This window comes from Pseudomonas sp. B21_DOA, assembly GCA_030544685.1.
In the GTDB taxonomy this organism is placed as follows: domain Bacteria; phylum Pseudomonadota; class Gammaproteobacteria; order Pseudomonadales; family Pseudomonadaceae; genus Aquipseudomonas; species Aquipseudomonas fluorescens_AO.
This window is the reverse complement of the sequence record CP086683.1, coordinates 1,053,589-1,074,385: the sequence shown is the minus strand read 5'-3', so window position 1 is coordinate 1,074,385 and position 20,797 is coordinate 1,053,589. Positions and strand designations below refer to the sequence as shown.

Here is a 20,797-nt window from a genome sequence, read left to right as displayed (position 1 = left end):
TCTCTCTGTCGCCGATAGCTGCGGTGAGTGTCGATTGTAATTAAGATGGGCGCATGTTTCTTCCAGCCAAGGTGCCAACCGTGAGCGTGAACAACCCTCTTTTGCAGTCCTACGACCTGCCGCCGTTCTCCACGATCCGTGCCGAACACGTCCTGCCCGCCATCGAAACCATCCTCGCGGACAACCGCGCCGCCATCGCCGACATTCTCAAGACCCAGGGCAAGAACCCGACCTGGGCCGGTCTGGTGCTGGCGATGGACGAACTCAACGATCGTCTCGGTGCGGCATGGAGCCCGGTCAGCCATCTTAACGCCGTGTGCAACAGCGCCGAACTGCGCGAAGCCTACGAGTCGTGCCTGCCGGCCCTGAGCGCCTACTCCACCGAAATGGGCCAGAACCGCGAACTGTTCCAGGCGTATGAAGCGCTGGCCAACAGTCCGGAAGCTGCCAATTTCGACGTCGCGCAAAAACCATCCTGGAACACGCCCTGCGCGATTTCCGCCTGTCGGGTATCGACCTGCCGGAAGCCGAGCAGAAGCGTTACGCCGAAGTGCAGAGCAAATTGTCCGAGCTCGGCAGCCGCTTCTCCAACCAATTGCTCGACGCTACGCAGGCCTGGACCAAGCACATTACCGACGAAGCCGCCCTCGCCGGCCTGACCGATTCGGCCAAGGCGCAGATGGCTGCCGCCGCGCAGGCCAAAGGTCTGGATGGCTGGTTGATCACCCTGGAATTCCCCAGCTACTACGCGGTGATGACCTACGCGCAAGACCGTGCGCTGCGCGAAGAAGTCTACGCCGCCTACTGCACCCGCGCCTCGGATCAAGGCCCGAATGCCGGCCAGAACGACAACGGCCCGGTGATGGAAGAGATCCTCGACCTGCGCCAGGAACTGGCCCGACTGCTGGGTTTCGCCAGTTTCGCCGAGCTGAGCCTGGCGACGAAAATGGCCGAATCCAGCGATCAGGTACTGAGCTTCCTGCGTGATCTGGCCCAGCGCAGCAAGCCGTTCGCCGCGCAGGATCTGCAACAGCTGCGCGCTTACGCCGCCGAACAGGGCTGCGCCGATCTGCAAAGCTGGGACAGTGGTTTCTACGGCGAAAAACTCCGCGAGCAACGCTACAGCGTCGCTCAGGAAACCCTGCGCGCCTACTTCCCGATCGATAAAGTCCTCAGCGGCCTGTTCGCCATTGTCCAGCGTTTGTACGGCATCGAGATCGCCGAGCAGAAAGGCTTCGACACCTGGCACCCCGACGTACGCCTGTTCGAGATCAAGGAAAACGGCCAGCACGTCGGCCGCTTCTTCTTCGACCTGTATGCCCGCGCCAACAAGCGTGGCGGCGCGTGGATGGACGGCGCCCGCGACCGTCGCCGCACCGTCGACGGCGTGCTGCAAAGCCCAGTCGCCAATCTGGTGTGCAACTTCACCCCGGCCGACAGCGGCAAGCCTGCGCTGCTGACCCACGATGAAGTGACCACCCTGTTCCACGAGTTCGGGCACGGCCTGCATCACCTGCTGACCCGCGTCGAACACGCTGGCGTCTCCGGCATCAATGGCGTGGCCTGGGATGCGGTCGAACTGCCGAGCCAGTTCATGGAAAACTGGTGCTGGGAGCCGGAAGGCCTGGCACTGATCTCCGGCCACTACGAGACCGGCGAACCCCTGCCGCAGGACCTGCTGGAAAAAATGCTCGCGGCGAAGAACTTCCAGTCCGGCCTGATGATGGTGCGTCAGCTGGAGTTCTCGCTGTTCGACTTCGAACTGCACGCCACCCATGGCGATGGCCGCAGCGTGGCGCAAGTGCTCGAGGGCGTACGTGACGAGGTCTCGGTGATGCGTCCACCGGCCTACAACCGCTTCCCCAACAGCTTCGCGCACATCTTCGCCGGTGGTTACGCGGCCGGTTACTACAGTTACAAGTGGGCTGAAGTGTTGTCCGCCGATGCCTTCTCCAAGTTCGAAGAAGACGGCGTGCTCAACGCTGAAACCGGTCGCGCCTTCCGCGAAGCGATTCTGGCGCGCGGCGGCTCGCAGGCACCGATGGTGCTGTTCGTCGACTTCCGTGGCCGTGAGCCGTCGATCGACGCGCTGTTGCGCCACAGCGGTCTGAGTGAGGACGCGGCAGCATGAGCGAAGGCCCTGTGATCACCAAGAAGCGCTTCATCGCCGGGGCAGTCTGCCCGGCGTGCAGCGAGCCGGACAAGTTGATGATGTGGAACGAGGACGGCGTGCCACACCGCGAATGCGTGGCCTGCGGTTACTCCGACACCCTCAACGAGCAGGGGTTGTCGGTGCCTAAAGAGCTGGGCACGCGGGTCAATACCAGCGCGCTCAAGCCTGCCGCCGACAAAACGGTCCAGGCCGTGCAGTTCTTCCCCAACCCCAAGTTGAAGAAAAAGCCCGACGAGCAGCAGTGACAATTACCGCCGCCTGCCGATGACCGTCGCAGGCGGCGGTAACTATCTACCACCGCGCCCCTGCGCTTCCTGATTAGGCTGGTCAATCCAGCCCTCTCTCACGGAAGACGCCATGCCTGACATCAATCCTCTCCTGCAACACTGGCAGTTGCCGCCCTGGTCGGCGGTACGCGCCGAGCATTTGTTGCCGGCTGTCGAGTACATCGTTGCCGACAACCAGCTGATTATCGACAACGTCATCGCCACTCAGGTCGATCATCCCAACTGGGACGACGTGGTAATTGCCATTGATGAAGCCGACGCGCGCCTGGCGGAAACCATGGCGATCATCGAGTTCCTGACGGTGATCCACTCCAACGATGCCGACTGGTTACTGCAGAGCGCACTGAGCAGCAATGCCGCAGCACGATTCAGCGCGACGAGGAGCAGTCATCGGGGGTTGCTCGAAACCTGTCAGCGGTTGGCAAAGAGCTCGATTGCCGCCAGCTTCAGTGATTCGCGCAAAACCTCGCTGGCGAAAATCCTGCGCAGATTTCGTCTGGCCGGCACTGAGTTGCCAGCAGCGCAGCGAGCACAGCTGGCGCAGTTGAACGAGGACATCGACCTGCAGGAAAAGCGCTTTCTGGCCAACCTCGCCGCAGCCAACGCCGCCTGGTACAAACACATCGATGATCAGACCGTGCTGGAAGGGCTGACGCCCGATGTGCAAGCGCATCTGGCTGCCAACGCCAAACAGGCTGGGCTTTCCGGCTGGCGGCTTACGCTGAATCAGCACACTTTCGAACAGATCATGACCCACGCGCAGAACCGCGCATTGCGAGAGGAGTATTTCAAGGCTTACTACACCCGTGCCTCGGATCAGGGGCCCACGGCCGGGCGCTTCGATAATGAGCCTGTACTGGCGAGGCTGTTGCTCTCGCGGCATGCGAAGGCGAAGTTGCTGGGCTTCGACAATTTCGCCCAATTGCGCCTGCACAACCGCATGGCCACGCATACCGATCAGGTCAGCCGTTTCCTGCATCAACAGATCGCGCTCAATGCCGCGCAACTGGCGCGTGACACCGCAGAACTGCGAGTCTTCGCCCGCCAGTGGGGCATCGAGCAGGTGCAGGCGTGGGATCAGGACTTCCTCGCGGAACAGCTGCGCCTGCAGCAACTGGACGGGGCACTTCATGACCTTCGCGAGTATTTCCCGCTCAATGCCACTCTGCGCAGCCTGTGCCGGTTCGGCGAGCATCTGTTCGGCATCACCCTTGTTGAGGACCCGCAGGGCGAACGCCTCGATGATCAGGTTCGATTATTCGAGGTCAGTGAGCATGGGCAGCCGATCGGCTATATCTACATCGACCCATTCCATCGTGACACTGGCAGCGATTACGCCTGGACCGGTGTGCTGCGCAATCGGCGCATCACCGCCGAAGGCCGGCCGGTACTGCCGATCGCCTCGCTGCAAAGTAATTTCACCGCTGCCGCTGCCGGCCACCCCGATCTGCTTTCTCACCAGGACCTGCGCGTGCTTCTGCACGAGTTCGGGCATTGCCTGCATCACGTGCTGACGCGCTCGCCTCATTACAACCTGTCAGGCATATCGCAATTGAGCCGCGACGCGGCCGAATTTACCGGTCAACTGTTCGAACACTGGGCGCGGTCAGGGAATTCCTGCGCTGGCTGGGCACGCATCACGAAACCGGCGAGCGTCTTGGCGAAGCGCAGATCAACCGTGCACTGCTTGCTCTCGGCGCTCAGCGCAGTCGAGACACGGCAATGCTGCTGATGAGCGCACTGCTAGACTTCGAGCTGCACCGCAGTCAGGGCGACGGGCGCAGCGTTCAGCAGGTATTCGATGAGGTTCAAGGCGTGTTCCCTCATTTGCAACTGCCGGGAGAATGCCGCTTCGCCAACAGCTGCGACTATCTGGCGACCGGTTACGAAGCTTCGTTGTATGCCTACAAGTGGTCAGGCGTGCTGGCGAGCGAGGCATTCAAACGCTTCGAACGCGAAGGCATGTTCAACGAGCAGACCGGCCGCGATCTGCGTGAAACGCTGCTTTCGGCTGACATGAAATCGCTGCCCGAAGCGCTGCACGCCTTTCTCGGCCAGCCGATCAACCCTGAGCTCTTCGCGGCGCTGCCAGACTGAGCCGATCAACGCTGGACGTGCGCCGAGTCGAACCAACTCTTCATCGAGCACATGGCGAATGCACTGGTGCTGCATTCGCCATTGACCAGCGCCTCGTGCAATCGGTCGACGTCGACTTGCATCACGTAACGTACGCTGTCGTGAAAATGCTGGCTGTCACCAAAACCGCCCTCGGTCATTTCCTTGAGCGCCTGCTCTTTGCTCCAGCCCTGCACTACCACGCGGTACATCGCCGCCATCAGTCCGGTGCGGTCAGAACCGTGCTTGCAGTGCATCAGCACCGGGCCATCAGCTTCAGCGGACTGAATCGCGCGCAGGGCCTTGAGCACATCACTGTCGTCGACATGATTGGTGCGATACGGCAACTGCACCTGCTTGACCCCGGGCGTGGACAGCCAGTCACTATCGGTTTCAGGCAGGAAGTTGATCACTGTGACGACATGCAGACTGTTCAGCAACGGCACCGCGCCACGACTCGGCAGGGCACTGCGATACAGGGTTGGCGACATGCGGAACAGGTTGAACTGCGCCTCGACCGGCTGCGCCCAATCGGCCGGGCGGGGCGATATTGCGTCGGCCGCCCGGGCGGCCATGCCATGCAACAGCGCGACAAGCGAAAAACACAAAGCGGGGAAAAAGCGCACTCGAGACATGCTGGGCTGACCGTTTCGGCAATCTTCATGGAAGGAATCTCAGCTTCGACGTTCGGCGGTCAATGCGCCGTGAGCCGGCCGTCAAAGAAATGTGAATCGTCGCCTCGCCGGGCTTTTTTCCGTGCAAACGGTTTTTCTTGATGCTTAGCCTGCTACCATTTGTCACATGATGTTGCAGACGTGGCGCTCCTTTACCGGGACAGACACCCGTCACCGCGACGCGAAATTCCTCGAGCTGCTCGCAGAAGCGGCTGACTTCTATGCCTGATGAGGTACCCCATGTCTGATCAAGATCGAGACAACCCGCGGCGTGAGTTCTTGCGCAGATCCCTGACCCTGATTCCGGTGGTCACCCTTGCCGGTACCGGCCTGGGCAGCAGCGTGCTGCAAGCCGCACCTGAAAGTGCGCCAGCGCCTGCCGCGCCGAAACCTCTCCTTGCCACCGCAGGCGATTATCAGCCGAGCTTTTTCACCGCTGAAGAATGGGCATTCATCAACGCCGCCGTCGCGCAGTTGATCCCCAACGATGCGCAAGGCCCCGGCGCGCTCGAAGCCGGTGTGCCGGAATACATCGACCGGCAGATGAACACCCCGTACGCCGCCGGCGCGCTGTGGTACATGCAAGGCCCGTTCAATGCCGACGCTGCGCCGGAGATGGGCTGGCAGAGCAAACTGGTGCCCAAAGACATTTATCGCCTCGGCATCGCCGCCACGGATCAGTGGGTAAAAGGTCTCAGCGGTAAAACATTTGCCGAGCAAGACAGCGCTACCCGAGACGATTTGCTCAGGCAAATTGAAGCCGGCAAGCCGCAGTTCGCTGCGGTGCCGGCGAAGATTTTTTCAATCTGCTGCTGCAAAACACCAAGGAAGGTTTCTTCTGCGACCCGATCCACGGTGGCAATAAAGGCATGGTCGGCTGGACCATGATCGGTTTCCCGGCGCCCGCGCCGATTTCATGGATTGGGTGGAACGCAACGAGCAATACCCCTTCCCGGCAGTGTCGATTCGCGGCGAGAGGGCATGAGCATGGCGACGGTAATGAAGAAGGTTGATGCAGTCATCGTCGGTTTTGGCTGGACCGGCGCGATCATGGCCAAGGAACTCACCGAGGCGGGTCTCAACGTGCTGGCGCTGGAACGCGGGCCGATGCAGGACACCTACCCCGACGGCAACTATCCGCAGGTGATCGACGAACTCACCTACAGCGTGCGCAAGAAACTGTTTCAGGACATCTCCAAAGAGACGGTGACCATTCGTCACAGCGTCAACGACATCGCCCTGCCCAACCGCCAACTGGGCGCGTTCCTGCCGGGTAATGGCGTCGGCGGCGCCGGACTGCATTGGTCCGGCGTGCATTTCCGGGTCGACCCGATCGAGTTGCGCATGCGCAGCCATTACGAAGAACGCTACGGCAAAAGCTTCATTCCCAAGGACATGACCATCCAGGACTTCGGTGTCAGCTATGAAGAGCTGGAACCGTTTTTCGACTTCGCGGAAAAAGTCTTCGGCACCTCAGGTCAGGCCTGGACGGTGAAAGGCCAATTGGTCGGTCAGGGCAAGGGCGGCAACCCATACGCGGCGGATCGCTCCAACCCGTTCCCGCTTCAAGCGCAGAAGAACACCGTATCCGCACAACTGTTCGGCAAAGCGGCTACAGAAGTCGGTTACAAACCCTACAACCTGCCTTCGGCCAATACTTCGGGGCCGTACACCAATCCCTACGGCGCCCAGATGGGTCCGTGCAACTTTTGCGGTTTCTGCAGCGGCTACGTCTGCTACATGTATTCCAAGGCCTCACCGAACGTGAACATTCTGCCGGCGCTCAAGCCCTGCCGAATTTCGAACTGCGCCCCAACTCCCATGTGCTGCGGGTCAATCTCGACAGCACGAAAAGCAAAGCCACCGGCGTCACTTATATCGACGGCCAGGGCCGCGAGATCGAGCAGCCGGCGGATCTGGTGATCCTCGGCGCATTCCAGTTGCACAACGTGCGTCTGATGCTGCTTTCCGGGATCGGCAAACCGTACGACCCGATCAGCGGCGAAGGCGTGGTCGGGCGTAACTTCGCCTACCAGAACATGGCCACCATCAAGGCGTTCTTCGACAAGGACACCCACACCAACAACTTCATCGGCGCTGGCGGCAACGGCGTGGCGGTGGACGATTTCAACGCCGACAACTTCGATCATGGCCCGCACGGCTTCGTCGGCGGCTCGCCGATGTGGGTCAACCAGGCTGGCAGCCGACCGATTGCCGGCACCTCGAACCCGCCGGGCACACCGGCGTGGGGCAGTGCGTGGAAACGCGCCACCGCCGATTACTACACCCATCAGGTGTCGATGGACGCCCACGGCGCGCACCAGTCCTACCGTGGCAACTACCTCGATCTCGATCCGGTGTACCGCGATGCCTACGGCCTGCCGCTGCTGCGCATGACCTTCGACTGGCAGGAAAACGACATCAAGATGAACCGCTTCATGGTCGAGAAGATGGGCAAGATCGCCCAAGCCATGGGCCCGAAAGCCATTTCAGTGATCGGCAAGCAAGTCGGCGACCACTTCAACACCGCCTCGTACCAGACCACCCACCTCAACGGTGGCGCGATCATGGGCACCGATCCGAAGACCAGCGCGCTGAACCGCTATTTGCAGAGCTGGGACGTGCATAACGTGTTCGTTCCGGGCGCCTCGGCGTTCCCGCAGGGCCTGGGTTATAACCCGACCGGTCTGGTGGCGGCGCTGACCTACTGGTCGGCGAAAGCGATCCGCGAGCAATATCTGAAAAACCCCGGCCCGCTGGTTCAGGCTTAAGGAGCGATGACCATGAAAAATTTCGTTATCGCCACCCTCGCCCTGCTCGGCAGCATGGCAGTCTATGCGGCCAACGTTGATCAAAATCTGATCAAGCACGGCGAATACCTGGCCCGCGCCGGCGACTGCGTGGCCTGCCACACGGCCAAGGGCGGCAAGCCGTTCGCCGGCGGCCTACCGATGGAAACGCCGATCGGCACGATCTACTCGACCAATATCACCCCGGATAAGACCGGCCTTGGCGATTACAGCTTCGAAGACTTCGATCAGGCCGTGCGTCATGGTGTGGCCAAAAACGGCAGCACGCTTTACCCGGCGATGCCGTATCCGTCCTACGCGCGGGTCAACCAGGCCGACATGCAGGCGCTGTATGCGTATTTCATGCATGGCGTCGAACCGGTGGCGCAGGCGAACAAGGCCAGCGATATCCCGTGGCCGTTGAGCATGCGCTGGCCGCTGATGGGCTGGCGCTGGCTGTTCGCGCCGAAGGTCGAGGATTACCAGACCACGTCGGACGATCCGGTGATTGATCGCGGCGCGTATCTGGTTGAAGGCCTCGGCCACTGCGGCGCCTGTCACACCCGCGCGCGCTGACCATGCAGGAAAAATCCCTGAGCGCAGCGGACGGCAGCGAATTCCTCGCCGGCAGCGCACCGCTGGAAGGCTGGATCGCCAAGAGCCTGCGCGGCGATCACAAGGATGGCCTCGGCAGTTGGAGCGAAGAGCAATTGGTGCAGTTCCTCAAGACCGGGCGCAGTGATCGCAGTGCGGTGTTCGGCGGCATGAGTGATGTGGTGACCCACAGCATGCAGTACATGAGCGATGCCGACCTCACCGCGATTGCCCGCTATCTCAAATCGCTACCGGCCAATGACCCGGCGGATCAGCCGCATCAGTACGACGAGAAAGCGGCCAAAGCGTTGTGGAACGGCGACGACAGTCAGCGTGGCGCTTCGGTGTACATCGACAATTGCGCGGCGTGCCACCGCACCGACGGGCACGGCTACACCCGCGTGTTCCCGGCGCTGGCGGGCAATCCGGTGTTGCAGACGGAGGATCCGACCTCATTGATCCACATCGTGCTCAAGGGCGGCACGCTGCCGGCCACGCACACCGCGCCGTCGACCTTCACCATGCCCGGTTTCGCCTGGCGCCTGTCGGATCAGGAAGTCGCGGATGTGGTGAGCTTCATTCGGGGCAGCTGGGGTAACCAGGGCGCGCCGGTCAGTGCCAAAGACGTTGCGCATCTGCGCAGCGAAGATATGCAAAACACCTCCGGAGATGATCTCGGCCAGGTTACCCAACATCAATAAAAACAAGCCCCCTGCATGATGTAAGCATGCAGGGGCTTTTATTAATATATTTCTGGCAACTACTTCTGCTTACGGATTAATGATGGCCACATAAGCTTTGGCCAGTGCGATCAACTTTGCCTTGTCATCGCTATCAATATCGCCGTCGCCATCGACATCTTTCTTGTCAGTGCGAATGGTGAACGTTTTGCCCTTGTCAGCCGATACCGCCACAACGTAAATCGAATCGACCAGTGCTTCGGTCGACAGCTGCTGCTCTGCATTCCAGCCCAGCTCCTTGCGTGCCAGTTGCAGCGAAACAATAGTATTGGAGTCGGTGATACTCGGCTGCATCATTTGCAGAAAAACACCGCGTTGATTCAAATAAGACATTCAATCAAATCCTTTTAATTAGTTGCCCGGAGTCTGTCGCCGGGAGTTCCAGAGCCTATATAGGGGACCTGAGTTCAGCAATTAGGCATCTGTATCCTGACTTGTCGTGACCTGATTAAAATTGGTCAGTGAAACGCTGTGCGGTATCACTATTGGCAAAGCATCGCTGAACGGTACTGGATCACAGCGCGCGCCCTCGGATACTGTATGCATATACAGAAGCGAGGCTCGTTCGATGATCATCCAAGTTCCGCCCCGCGGTCGCGGCACCGCAACCAACCCGCACAACCGCTTTGCGCCGAGCCGTTCGGTGGCCGAGGACGATGGCTGGCATCAGGAAGTACCGCCGACGCAAAACACCGAAGTGATCATCGAAAAGGCCAAATCGATCATCAGCCGCAACACTTCGCCGGATCTGCCCTTCGACCGTTCGCTCAATCCCTATCGCGGCTGCGAACACGGCTGCATCTATTGCTACGCACGACCCAGCCACGCCTACTGGGACATGTCGCCGGGCCTTGACTTCGAAACCCGGCTGATCGCCAAGACCAATGCGGCCCAGGTCCTGGAAGAACAGCTGAGCAAACCCGGCTATCAATGCGCGCCGATCAATCTGGGCTCCAACACCGACCCGTATCAGCCGATCGAGCGCGAATACACAATCACCCGACAGACGCTGGAAGTGCTGCTGCGCTATCGCCATCCGGTGACCATCGTCACCAAAGGCTCGCTGATTCTGCGCGATCTCGATTTGCTCACCGAACTGGCGCAGCAACGGCTGGTGTCGGTGATGATCAGCCTGACCACCCTGGACGACGAACTCAAACGCATCCTCGAACCGCGCGCCGCTGCACCCAAGGCACGCCTGCGCGCGATCCGGGTGATGCGCGAAGCAGGCATTCCGGTCGGCGTGCTGTGTTCGCCGATGATTCCGATGATCAATGACAGCGAAATCGAAAGCCTGCTTTCGGAGGCCCACGCCGCCGGTGCGCAAAGCGCTGCCTACATGATGCTGCGCCTGCCGCTGGAAGTCGCGCCCCTGTTCGAGGAGTGGTTGCAGGCGCACTATCCGCAACGTGCCGCCCATGTGCTGAGCCTGGTCCGCCAGAGTCGCGGCGGCGAACTCTACGACAGCCGTTTCGGCGTGCGGATGCGCGGTGAAGGGCCGTTTGCCGACCTGCTCGCACAAAGATTTGCCAAGGCCATCAAAAAGCTTGGCCTGAACAAACGCGAGGGCTATAACCTCGACTGCACGGCCTTCTGTCCGCCGGGTCGCCAGATGTCGTTGATTTAGCGACAATTGGCTTTGGGTTGACGGGTTGGAATCCTTCCGCCGAAACACGCCGGTCACGTTTTTTGTGACCTGGAACACACGTTCTAGAGCGTTTGATTCAGTTTCAGTTAAGTTTCGGCGGCTACCTTGTTCATCGAGTGACTGACGGGTCGGGATGACCCGGATGGTTTAAACAGCCACTGGCTTCATACCGGAATACCGGGGAAGACTCCTGAATCCGCACAAGAGGATGAATCATGAGTGACAAGGATAAACAGTCGTTGGCTGCCTCGGCGCAAAGCCCTGAAGCGGAATCCGCCGATGCAGCACTGCGACAGATCGTTGATGGCTTTTTACGCTTTCATCATGACGTTTTTCCGCAGCAGGAAGAACTGTTCAAGAAGCTCGCCACCGCCCAGGCGCCCAAGGCGATGTTCATCACCTGTGCCGACTCGCGCATCGTTCCCGAGCTGATCACCCAGAGCTCGCCGGGCGATCTGTTCGTCACCCGTAACGTCGGCAACGTGGTGCCGCCCTACGGTCAGATGAACGGCGGCGTCTCCACCGCGATCGAGTACGCGGTACTGGCGCTGGGCGTGCAACACATCATCATTTGCGGCCACTCCGATTGCGGCGCCATGCGTGCGGTACTCAACCCCGACAGCCTGGAAAAAATGCCCACGGTCAAAGCCTGGCTGCGCCACGCTGAAGTCGCAAAAACCATGGTGCACGACAACTGCAACTGCACCGACGAAAAAGAAAGCATGCCGATCCTCACCGAGGAAAACGTCATCGCCCAGCTGCAGCACTTGCGTACCCATCCTTCGGTAGCCTCGCGCATGGCGAACGGTCATCTGTTCATCCATGGCTGGGTCTACAACATCGAAACCAGCGAAATCAAAGCTTACGACGCGGACCAGGGTCGTTTCCTGCCTCTCGACGGCAGCCATCCGATTCCTGTGGCGACGCCCAAAGCGCGCTTCTAAATCTTCCCAACAATCTGTGTGGTATGACGCCGGCCGCTGATTCAGCGGCCCGGCCTCGCCACGCCTGAAGAAAACTTCGGGAGAATCGCCATGCGTGCGGCTCAATTGAAAGCTGTGTTGCCACGGGAGCTGCTCGCTTCCGTGGTTGTGTTTCTGGTCGCCCTGCCACTGTGCATGGGCATCGCGATTGCGTCAGGGCTGCCGCCGGCCAAGGGTCTGATCACCGGTATCATCGGTGGTCTGGTGGTCGGTTGGCTGGCGGGTTCGCCGTTGCAGGTCAGCGGACCGGCGGCGGGGCTGGCGGTGTTGGTGTTCGAACTGGTGCGCCAGCATGGCATGGAGATGCTCGGGCCGATTCTGCTACTTGCCGGTTTTCTGCAACTGGTCGCCGGGCGCCTGAAGCTTGGCTGCTGGTTTCGCGTCACGGCGCCAGCGGTGGTGTACGGCATGCTCGCGGGCATTGGCGTGTTGATCGTGCTCTCGCAAATCCATGTGATGCTCGATGCCAAGCCGCAGCCTTCAGGGCTCGACAACCTAACGGCGTTCCCCTCGGCCGTAGCGCAAGCCTTGCCGTCGTTCGGCTGGCAGGCGGGTCTGCTCGGCTTGTCGACGATTGCGGTGATGTGGCTCTGGGAAAAATTCCGCCCACATTCGCTGCGCTTCATTCCCGGCGCATTGCTCGGTGTGGGCCTGGCGACGGTGGCGAGCCTGATGCTGGCGTTGCAGGTCAAACGCGTGGAGGTGCCGGCGAATCTGGCCGAGGCGATCGATTGGCTCAAACCTGCCGACCTGATGAGTCTGGCCGACCCGACGCTGCTGATTGCTGCGTTCGCCGTGGCGTTTATTGCCAGCGCCGAAACCCTGTTGTCCGCCGCAGCGGTGGACCGCATGCACAGCGGTGTGCGTTCGGATTTCGACCGAGAGCTGTCGGCGCAAGGTGTCGGCAACATGCTCTGCGGCCTGGTCGGCGCGCTGCCGATGACTGGGGTGATCGTGCGTAGTTCGGCCAACGTTCAGGCCGGTGCGACCACGCGTTACTCGACGATTTTCCATGGTCTGTGGCTGCTGGCATTCGTGCTGTTGCTGTCGAGCGTGCTGCAAAGCATTCCGGTGGCGAGTCTGGCGGGTGTGCTGGTGTATACCGGTTTCAAACTGGTCGACTTGAAAGCTTTCCGTGGTCTGGGTCGATACGGGCGGATGCCGATGTTCACCTACGCTGCGACGGCGCTGGCGATCATCTTCACTGACCTGCTCACCGGTGTGCTGATCGGCTTCGGGTTGACCATGTTGAAGCTGGCGTTCAAGGCTTCCCGCCTGAAGATCAGCCTGATCGACCTGCCGCAGGACGGTGAGATGGAATTGCGCCTGGTCGGCGCGGCGACGTTCCTCAAAGTGCCGGCGCTGACCCAGGTGCTGGGCAGCATTCCTCACGGCACGACGGTGCATGTGCCGCTGAATAACCTGAGCTACATCGACCATTCCTGTCTCGAGTTGCTTGAGGAATGGGGCCGGGCGAATGCAGCGAAGGGGTCGAAGCTGTTGATTGAGTCGCGTGGGTTGAAGCGCAGGCTGGAAGGCCGGGTGCGGACCAATACGGGGATTGGTGCGGCGGGTTGAAACTCCTGCCTGAAAGCAGACCCTGTGGGAGCGAACTTGCTCGCGAAAGCGGTGGATCAGTCAACCATGATGTTGAATGACACACCGCATTCGCGAGCAAGCTCGCTCCCACATTGGATCTACGGTGTATGAGCGTTACGCAGCAGGCTGATCGAGCTCAAGCCCCACACCCAAGCGGCGGCTCATGCACGGCCAGCGTTTCCACGCCGCGCCAGTGTCCGGGCTGCTGAGTTTTTCGCGATAGGCTTCTACCGATTCCAGGGCAAAACTCTCGTCGTTGAGCATCTCGTCGATCGCGTGATGCACCGCTTCGTCCAGTTGGTTGGCAAATTCCTCACCGATCAATTGGTGAGCGATCAGGTTGGCGACCGTCATGTCCAAGGGGATCAGTGGCTGGCCGAAGTGCTTGATGTACAGGTCGTTGACCTCTTCGACAAAACGGTGCGCCAGATAGGCCTCGTCGAGCAGGCTGTCCAGGCCGACATGCCCGGCCATGATCGCCGGCGGCTGGAGGAAATACTGCTCGGCGATTTTCAGTACCGGTTTGATCTGCGATTCGATGCCCGCTTCCCTGGCGACTTCATTGGCTGCATCCAGCAGGTCAGGTACTTCATCAATGTAGGCGGCGACAAAACGTGTCAGCACACCATTGGCGTCGGCTTCCGGCAACTGGATCGCCGGGTGCAGGTGAGGCAGCTTGCTTTCCAGCTGACGGGTCAGCAGGCCGGTGTCTTTTTCGTGCTGTTGGGCTTTTTGGATCTGCTCGCGCAATGCGGCGGTGTTCATGAAAACTCCAGGAAACAAGGCAATGAAATAGGGAAGACATAACTTAGCTGGCTTACGAAAAACGCTAAGACGCATTTGTCATAATTATTTCATCCTTGATGCAGCTGCGTTATATCCATTTGCCACCACTCGTCTGCATCCTTCTCCATTCGGGCACTTGAACGCAAGCGGCGGTTGTTTCAGCTCATTTACGTGCGCCAGTTGCATTTCCCGGGCGCTGTCTATACTCGCCAATGAATGGAGTTAGCTGATGACGCCCGACTGCACCCGCAGCAAGGCCCGGCGATTCAAGTTCGTAGTCTGATGCAGCCGCTCCCTTGCCGCAGGCGATACGCCGGCGGGATAACAAGAACGATAAGGGGAACCCGCAATGATGCGACATCCACATGTCTGGATGGGCCTCCTGTTGTGGTCGATTTTCAGCCAGGCCAATGCAGCCTGGACTGTGAATATGGCGCCTGGAGCGACTGAAATCAGTCACGCAGTATTCGACCTGCACATGACCATTTTCTGGATCTGTGTGGTGATCGGGATCATCGTCTTCGGCGCCATGCTCTGGTCGATGATGGTGCATCGCCGCTCCACCGGCCAGGTCGCCGCAAAATTCCACGAAAGCACCGGCGTCGAGATCATGTGGACCATCGTGCCGCTGCTGATCCTCGTGGCCATGGCCGTTCCCGCCACCGCAACGCTGATCAAGATGTACGACACCAGCGAGCCGGACATCGATATCCAGATCACTGGTTATCAGTGGAAGTGGCACTACAAATACCTGGGCCAGGACGTCGAGTTCTTCAGCAACCTGGCCACCCCCGCCGAACAGATTCACAACAAAGAAGCCAAGGGCGAGCATTACTTGCTCGAAGTCGACAAGCCATTGGTGCTGCCGATCGGCGCCAAGGTGCGCTTTCTGGTGACCTCCGCCGACGTCATTCACTCCTGGTGGGTGCCGGCATTTGCGGTCAAGCGCGATGCGATTCCCGGGTTCGTCAATGAGGCCTGGACGCGTATCGACAAACCCGGCCTCTACCGTGGCCAGTGCGCCGAATTGTGCGGCAAGGATCACGGCTTCATGCCGATCGTGGTCGAGGTCAAGGAGAAGGCCGACTACGAAAAATGGCTCGCCGAACGCAAGGCCGAGGCCGCGCAGCTCAAAGAACTGACCAGCAAGGAATGGACCCTCGACGAGCTCAAGGAGCGCGGCGACAAGGTCTATCACACCACTTGCGTGGCGTGTCACCAGGCCGAAGGCCAGGGCTTGCCGCCAATGTTCCCGGCACTCAAGGGCTCGAAAATCGCCACCGGGCCAAAGGAGGGCCACCTGAGCATTGTCTTCCACGGCAAACCCGGCACCGCCATGGCGGCGTTCGGCAAGCAGCTGTCGGAAGTCGATATCGCCGCGGTGGTGACTTACGAACGTAACGCCTGGGGCAACAACAAGGGCGACATGGTCACGCCAAAAGAAGTGCTGGAGCTGAAACAGGCGGAAAGCAAATGAACCGGTCAATTGCGTATTCAGTGAACCGGTCGGGGCAGCGCGCCCTGGCCTGCCCCGTCCACTTTCGTGAAGGAGACCGGCCATGAGCGCTGTCATCGATGACCACGGTCACGCCGACCACGCCCACGGCCCCGCCAAAGGCCTGATGCGCTGGGTGCTGACCACCAACCACAAGGACATCGGTACGCTGTACCTGTGGTTTGCCTTCTGCATGTTCCTGCTCGGCGGCTCGTTCGCCATGGTCATCCGCGCCGAGCTGTTCCAGCCCGGCCTGCAGATCGTCCAGCCGGAATTTTTCAACCAGATGACCACCATGCACGGTCTGGTGATGGTATTCGGCGCGGTAATGCCGGCGTTCGTCGGCCTCGCCAACTGGATGATTCCGCTGATGATCGGCGCGCCGGACATGGCCCTGCCACGGATGAACAACTTCAGCTTCTGGCTGTTGCCGGCGGCGTTTCTGCTGCTGGTGTCGACGCTGTTCACCCCGGGTGGCGGGCCGAATTTCGGCTGGACCTTTTACGCGCCGCTGTCGACGACCTACGCGCCGGAAAGCGTGACGTTCTTCATTTTCGCCATCCACTTGATGGGCATCAGTTCGATCATGGGCGCGATCAACGTGGTCGCGACCATCCTCAACCTGCGCGCCCCCGGCATGACCCTGATGAAAATGCCGCTGTTCGTCTGGACCTGGCTGATCACCGCGTTTCTGCTGATCGCAGTGATGCCGGTGCTGGCCGGCTGCGTGACGATGATGCTCATGGACATTCACTTCGGCACCAGTTTCTTCAGCGCTGCCGGCGGTGGTGACCCGGTACTGTTCCAGCACGTGTTCTGGTTCTTCGGCCACCCCGAGGTGTACATCATGATCCTGCCGGCGTTCGGCGCGGTCAGCCAGATCATCCCGACCTTCGCGCGCAAGCCGCTGTTCGGCTACACCTCGATGGTCTATGCCACAGCGAGCATCGCGTTCCTGTCGTTCATCGTCTGGGCGCACCACATGTTCGTGGTCGGCATTCCGCTGGTGGGCGAATTGTTCTTCATGTACGCGACCATGCTGATCGCCGTGCCGACGGGTGTGAAAGTGTTCAACTGGGCGAGCACCATGTGGCAAGGCTCGATGACCTTCGAGACGCCGATGCTGTTTGCCGTGGCGTTCGTCATCCTGTTCTCGATTGGCGGTTTCTCCGGGCTGATGCTGGCGATCGCCCCGGCGGACTTCCAGTATCAGGACACCTACTTTGTCGTTGCGCACTTCCACTATGTGCTGGTGCCGGGGGCGATCTTCGGCATCTTCGCCTCGGCCTATTACTGGCTGCCGAAATGGACCGGGCACATGTACGACGAAACCCTCGGCAAGCTGCATTTCTGGCTGTCGTTCGTCGGCATGAACCTGACCTTTTTCCCGATGCACTTCGTCGGTCTTGCGGGGATGCCACGGCGGATTCCGGACTACAACCTGCAGTTCGCCGACTTCAACATGGTCTCGTCGATCGGCGCATTCATGTTCGGCGCCACGCAGATCTTCTTCCTGTTCATCGTCATCAAGACTATCCGTGGTGGTGCACCGGCCCCGGCGAAACCGTGGGACGGCGCCGAAGGCCTGGAGTGGAGCGTGCCGTCGCCGGCGCCGTATCACACCTTTACCACGCCGCCGGAAGTGAAATGAACACCTTTAGCCTTGTGAAAATCTCTGTGGGAGCTGGCTTGCCAGCGATGGCTGCCTGCCTGACACACCGCGGGGTGCCATCGCTGGCAAGCCAGCTCCCACAGGTTTCTCGGCAGAGGTCAAACACCATGGCTGACTCGATCTCGCTGAAGAAACTCGTCACTCGCCTGCTGCTGGTGGTGGTGGCGATGTTCGTCTTCGGCTTCGCCCTGGTGCCGATCTACGACGTGATGTGCAAAGCCTTCGGCATCAATGGCAAGACCGGTGGCCAGTACGAAGGCGAGCAAGTGGTCGACACCTCGCGCCAGGTACGCGTGCAGTTCCTGTCGACCAACACCGCCGACATGCCGTGGGACTTTTACCCGAAACACGACGAGCTGACCGCCAACCCCGGCGCGGTGAACGAGATGGTGTTCATCGCGCGCAATCCCACCGACAAACCGATGAGCGCGCAAGCGGTGCCGAGCATTGCGCCGAGCAATGCCGCAGCGTTTTTCCACAAGACCGAATGCTTTTGCTTTACCCAGCAGGTGCTGCAACCCGGTGAACAGATCGAAATGCCGGTGCGTTTCATCGTTGACCGCGACATGCCCAAGGAAGTGAAGCACCTGACGCTGTCCTACACGCTGTTCGATATCACCGCCCGACATCCGCCGGTGGCTGTTAACACTGGCGGTTGAGCGTGCCCGATAAGGAGAACAATAAATGGCAACTCATGAGCATTATTACGTCCCGGCCCAGAGCAAATGGCCGATCATCGCTACGCTCGGGATGTTCGTCACCGTGTACGGCCTGGCCACCTGGTTCAACGATCTGAAGGCCGCGCGCCCGGAATCCCACGGCCCGCTGATCTTTTTCGTCGGCGGCCTGCTGCTGGCGTACATGCTGTTCGGCTGGTTCGGTGCGGTGATCAAGGAAAGTCGCGCGGGGTTGTACAGTCCGCAACTGGATCGCTCGTTCCGCTGGGGCATGAGCTGGTTCATCTTTTCCGAAGTGATGTTCTTCGTCGCTTTCTTCGGCGCGCTGTTCTACGTGCGCCACGTGTCCGGGCCGGCGCTGGGCGGCGAAGGGCCGAAAGGCATCGCGCACATGCTCTGGCCGAATTTCGAATTTGTCTGGCCGTTGCTGCACACACCAGACCCGAAACTGTTCCCGCCACCCAAAGAAGTCATCAGCCCGTGGGGCCTGCCGCTGATCAATACGATCCTGCTGGTCAGCTCCAGCGTGACCATCACCATCGCCCACCATGCGCTGAAGAAAGGCCATCGCGGCGCGCTGAAACTGTGGCTGGCGATCACCGTGCTATTGGGCGTCGCGTTCCTCGGTTTCCAGGCCGAGGAGTACATCCACGCTTATAAAGAGCTGGGGCTGACCCTCGGTTCGGGCATCTACGGTGCGACGTTCTTCATGCTCACAGGCTTCCACGGCGCCCACGTGACCATCGGCACGATCATCCTGTTCGTGATGCTGATGCGGATCATGAAGGGCCACTTCGACAACGAGCACCAGTTCGGTTTCGAAGCGGCGAGCTGGTACTGGCACTTTGTCGATGTGGTGTGGATCGGCTTGTTCTTCTTCGTCTATGTGCTCTGAAAACAGCTGCAAGTTGCTAGCTGCAAGCTTCAAGTCAAAGCGGGATGGCCTCTAACTTGTAGCTTGCCGCTTGAAGCTTGCCGCTCGCGTCTACCACGGCGCATGGGACACCAACTGGCCGCTGTAGAAACCCCAGGCCATCAGGCCGACGGTGACCACGGCCAGTGCCACCCGAACACTCAAGGCGATGACCAGCCGATGGGAGCTGCTGTCGTCCTTGACCAGGAAAAACAGGCCGCTGAACAGGCTGATGACCGTGGCAATCAGCATCAGGACGATCGCTGCTTTGAACATGGCAAGACTCCGGGGGACAGGCGATGCACTTGAGTATAGCGATCGCGATGACTGACTTTATGGCGCGCCCATGAAGCGCTTTCGCCCGGGCGTGATCCCCACCGTAGTGGTCGGCCTGTTGCTGCCGCTGATGGTTGCGCTGGGCTTCTGGCAACTGGGCCGGGGCGCGGAGAAAACCGCGCTGCTGGCCAGTTACGCCGAACGTCGCGTGGCCGAACCGATGGCCAGCAGTGAACTGCTCGCCAGCGCCGACCCGGCTTACCGCCGCGTGCGCCTGCACGGTCAGTTCGACGCTGCCCACACGCTGCTGCTGGACAACCGCCAGCGTAACGGCAAGGTCGGCGTCGAGTTGCTGCAACCGTTTCAGGATCAGCGCAGCGGCCTGTGGCTGCTGGTCAATCGGGGCTGGCTGCCTTGGCCCGACCGGCGCGTGCCGCCGCAATTCACGACACCGGCCGAGACACTGACGCTCGACGCCTGGGTCTACGTCGCCCCCGGCGCGACGTTTCAATTGCACGCCGATCCGGTGAGCAGTGTCTGGCCGCAAATCATTACCGCTGTCGAACCGAGCAAGTTGTGGCAGACCCTCGAGCGCGACGGTTTCGCCTTTGAGCTGCGCGCCGAACCCGGCCCGGCCAGCTATCAGACCGATTGGCCGGTGGTCGCGATGGGCCCGGAAAAACACCTCGGCTACGCCGTGCAATGGTTCGCCATGGCCACGGCTCTGCTCGGTCTTTACCTCTATTTCGGCTGGCACCACGCAAAGGAGAAACGCCATGGGAAGCGCCATGAATCCACCCAGCATGTCTGAGGCCAAACCCGTTCCCAGCCGCCGGCGTGGGCGCATTCAGTTGCTGCTGATTGTGCTTGGCGTGGTCGGGCCGATGCTGCTCGCCACCGGCATGTACAAATTGCAGTTCTGGGTGCCGGAAGGACGCAGCTATCACGGCGAGCTGATCGGCAACGGCCAGACCCGCGCCGACCTCGGCGTGCAGGCCGATGAGCAGCGCTGGCAGATTCTGGTCACGGCGCCGAAGGATTGCGCAGTCGATTGCCAGCAACTGGTTTATCTGGCGCGGCAGATCCAGATCAGCCTCGGCCGCGAAGCCGGACGTGCCAGCCACGCCCTCGCCGCCGCGCAACCGTTGGGCGCCGACTACGCCGCCAAGCTCGACCGTGAATATCCGCAATTGCAGCGTTACCCACTGGATGCCGGAGTGTTTGCCAGGACCACCGGCGACAAAGCCGTGCCGCAGCTGTGGATCGTCGACCCGCACGGCAATCTGGTGCTGCGCTACGAGCCCAATGTGAAGGGCAAGGATCTGCTTAACGACCTGCGGCATCTGCTGAAACTGTCGAACATCGGATAAGGGCAT

Annotated in this window: 14 protein-coding genes and 6 pseudogenes; 16 read left to right on the top strand and 4 right to left on the bottom strand. The window is 60.5% G+C overall.

The window, feature by feature from the left end:
- The first annotated feature begins 53 nt into the window (after positions 1-53).
- The 3 genes and pseudogenes from prlC to LJU32_05105 all read left to right on the top strand — a co-directional run bounded on the left by prlC (position 54) and on the right by LJU32_05105 (position 4,557).
- Positions 54-2,131, top strand: a pseudogene (gene prlC, locus LJU32_05115) (oligopeptidase A).
- Positions 2,128-2,418, top strand: a complete 291-nt coding sequence (locus tag LJU32_05110; protein ID WKV89742.1) for a YheV family putative metal-binding protein — start codon at positions 2,128-2,130, stop codon at positions 2,416-2,418. The pseudogene prlC and the gene LJU32_05110 overlap by 4 nt, the downstream one beginning before the upstream one ends.
- A 319-nt stretch (positions 2,419-2,737) precedes the next feature.
- A pseudogene (locus LJU32_05105) lies at positions 2,738-4,557 on the top strand (M3 family metallopeptidase).
- 5 nt (positions 4,558-4,562) lie between these two features.
- On the opposite strand, the gene LJU32_05100 reads toward LJU32_05105, so the two are convergent.
- Positions 4,563-5,210, bottom strand: coding sequence for a tyrosine-protein phosphatase (locus LJU32_05100; protein ID WKV89741.1), 648 nt, complete (start codon positions 5,208-5,210; stop codon positions 4,563-4,565).
- 279 nt (positions 5,211-5,489) lie between these two features.
- Here LJU32_05100 and LJU32_05095 point away from each other — a divergent pair.
- From LJU32_05095 to LJU32_05085, 3 pseudogenes are all read left to right on the top strand, one after another.
- Positions 5,490-6,234, top strand: a pseudogene (locus tag LJU32_05095) (gluconate 2-dehydrogenase subunit 3 family protein).
- 2 nt (positions 6,235-6,236) lie between these two features.
- Positions 6,237-8,020: pseudogene (locus LJU32_05090) on the top strand (GMC family oxidoreductase).
- 54 nt (positions 8,021-8,074) lie between these two features.
- A pseudogene (locus tag LJU32_05085) lies at positions 8,075-9,333 on the top strand (cytochrome c).
- 69 nt (positions 9,334-9,402) lie between these two features.
- On the opposite strand, the gene LJU32_05080 reads toward LJU32_05085, so the two are convergent.
- Entirely contained in the window at positions 9,403-9,705 is a 303-nt protein-coding gene (locus LJU32_05080; GenBank protein ID WKV89740.1) for a hypothetical protein, read from the bottom strand.
- Positions 9,706-9,940: 235 nt separating this feature from the next.
- Here LJU32_05080 and LJU32_05075 point away from each other — a divergent pair, with 235 nt between their 5' ends.
- From LJU32_05075 to LJU32_05060, 4 genes and pseudogenes are all read left to right on the top strand, one after another.
- Complete coding sequence (locus LJU32_05075; GenBank protein WKV89739.1) at positions 9,941-10,999, top strand: PA0069 family radical SAM protein; 1,059 nt, start codon at positions 9,941-9,943, stop codon at positions 10,997-10,999.
- Positions 11,000-11,235: 236 nt separating this feature from the next.
- On the top strand, positions 11,236-11,964 hold the full coding sequence (locus LJU32_05070) for a carbonic anhydrase (protein WKV89738.1): 729 nt from the start codon (positions 11,236-11,238) through the stop codon (positions 11,962-11,964).
- Between the two features lie 90 nt (positions 11,965-12,054).
- Complete coding sequence (locus LJU32_05065; GenBank protein WKV89737.1) at positions 12,055-13,581, top strand: SulP family inorganic anion transporter; 1,527 nt, start codon at positions 12,055-12,057, stop codon at positions 13,579-13,581.
- A 9-nt stretch (positions 13,582-13,590) separates the two neighbouring features.
- Positions 13,591-13,692: pseudogene (locus tag LJU32_05060) on the top strand (metal ABC transporter ATP-binding protein).
- Between the two features lie 24 nt (positions 13,693-13,716).
- On the opposite strand, the gene LJU32_05055 reads toward LJU32_05060, so the two are convergent.
- Positions 13,717-14,367: a hypothetical protein gene (locus LJU32_05055; protein ID WKV89736.1), complete on the bottom strand. Its 651-nt coding sequence runs from the start codon at positions 14,365-14,367 to the stop codon at positions 13,717-13,719.
- A 370-nt stretch (positions 14,368-14,737) separates the two neighbouring features.
- Here LJU32_05055 and coxB point away from each other — a divergent pair, with 370 nt between their 5' ends.
- From coxB to LJU32_05035, 4 genes are all read left to right on the top strand, one after another.
- Positions 14,738-15,865 (top strand): cytochrome c oxidase subunit II, encoded by a 1,128-nt coding sequence (gene coxB / locus LJU32_05050; GenBank protein WKV89735.1) that lies wholly within the window; start codon positions 14,738-14,740, stop codon positions 15,863-15,865.
- Between the two features lie 82 nt (positions 15,866-15,947).
- Entirely contained in the window at positions 15,948-17,534 is a 1,587-nt protein-coding gene (gene ctaD, locus LJU32_05045; protein WKV89734.1) for a cytochrome c oxidase subunit I, read from the top strand.
- Between the two features lie 128 nt (positions 17,535-17,662).
- Complete coding sequence (locus LJU32_05040; protein WKV89733.1) at positions 17,663-18,214, top strand: cytochrome c oxidase assembly protein; 552 nt, start codon at positions 17,663-17,665, stop codon at positions 18,212-18,214.
- A 25-nt stretch (positions 18,215-18,239) separates the two neighbouring features.
- On the top strand, positions 18,240-19,127 hold the full coding sequence (locus tag LJU32_05035) for a cytochrome c oxidase subunit 3 (GenBank protein WKV89732.1): 888 nt from the start codon (positions 18,240-18,242) through the stop codon (positions 19,125-19,127).
- Positions 19,128-19,217: 90 nt separating this feature from the next.
- Here LJU32_05035 and LJU32_05030 read toward each other — a convergent pair whose 3' ends face one another.
- Positions 19,218-19,421 carry a twin transmembrane helix small protein gene (locus LJU32_05030; protein ID WKV89731.1) on the bottom strand — a complete coding sequence of 68 codons (204 nt, stop codon included), beginning with the start codon at positions 19,419-19,421 and terminating at the stop codon, positions 19,218-19,220.
- Positions 19,422-19,491: 70 nt separating this feature from the next.
- Between LJU32_05030 and LJU32_05025 the strand changes: the two genes are divergently transcribed.
- Both LJU32_05025 and LJU32_05020 read left to right on the top strand, forming a co-directional pair.
- Positions 19,492-20,232, top strand: a complete 741-nt coding sequence (locus LJU32_05025; GenBank protein WKV89730.1) for an SURF1 family protein — start codon at positions 19,492-19,494, stop codon at positions 20,230-20,232.
- Positions 20,198-20,791, top strand: coding sequence for a hypothetical protein (locus LJU32_05020; protein WKV89729.1), 594 nt, complete (start codon positions 20,198-20,200; stop codon positions 20,789-20,791). Before LJU32_05025 ends, LJU32_05020 begins: the two co-directional genes overlap by 35 nt.
- The last annotated feature ends 6 nt before the right edge of the window (positions 20,792-20,797 follow it).

What these genes read in the sequence shown, in the direction of transcription:
- LJU32_05110 (WKV89742.1), top strand. Translation starts at nt 2,128, where the DNA reads ATGAGCGAAGGCCCTGTGATCACCAAGAAGCGCTTCATCGCCGGGGCA.
- LJU32_05100 (WKV89741.1), bottom strand. Translation starts at nt 5,210, where the DNA reads ATGTCTCGAGTGCGCTTTTTCCCCGCTTTGTGTTTTTCGCTTGTCGCG.
- LJU32_05080 (WKV89740.1), bottom strand. Translation starts at nt 9,705, where the DNA reads ATGTCTTATTTGAATCAACGCGGTGTTTTTCTGCAAATGATGCAGCCG.
- LJU32_05075 (WKV89739.1), top strand. Translation starts at nt 9,941, where the DNA reads ATGATCATCCAAGTTCCGCCCCGCGGTCGCGGCACCGCAACCAACCCG.
- LJU32_05070 (WKV89738.1), top strand. Translation starts at nt 11,236, where the DNA reads ATGAGTGACAAGGATAAACAGTCGTTGGCTGCCTCGGCGCAAAGCCCT.
- LJU32_05065 (WKV89737.1), top strand. Translation starts at nt 12,055, where the DNA reads ATGCGTGCGGCTCAATTGAAAGCTGTGTTGCCACGGGAGCTGCTCGCT.
- LJU32_05055 (WKV89736.1), bottom strand. Translation starts at nt 14,367, where the DNA reads ATGAACACCGCCGCATTGCGCGAGCAGATCCAAAAAGCCCAACAGCAC.
- coxB (WKV89735.1), top strand. Translation starts at nt 14,738, where the DNA reads ATGATGCGACATCCACATGTCTGGATGGGCCTCCTGTTGTGGTCGATT.
- ctaD (WKV89734.1), top strand. Translation starts at nt 15,948, where the DNA reads ATGAGCGCTGTCATCGATGACCACGGTCACGCCGACCACGCCCACGGC.
- LJU32_05040 (WKV89733.1), top strand. Translation starts at nt 17,663, where the DNA reads ATGGCTGACTCGATCTCGCTGAAGAAACTCGTCACTCGCCTGCTGCTG.
- LJU32_05035 (WKV89732.1), top strand. Translation starts at nt 18,240, where the DNA reads ATGGCAACTCATGAGCATTATTACGTCCCGGCCCAGAGCAAATGGCCG.
- LJU32_05030 (WKV89731.1), bottom strand. Translation starts at nt 19,421, where the DNA reads ATGTTCAAAGCAGCGATCGTCCTGATGCTGATTGCCACGGTCATCAGC.
- LJU32_05025 (WKV89730.1), top strand. Translation starts at nt 19,492, where the DNA reads ATGAAGCGCTTTCGCCCGGGCGTGATCCCCACCGTAGTGGTCGGCCTG.
- LJU32_05020 (WKV89729.1), top strand. Translation starts at nt 20,198, where the DNA reads ATGGGAAGCGCCATGAATCCACCCAGCATGTCTGAGGCCAAACCCGTT.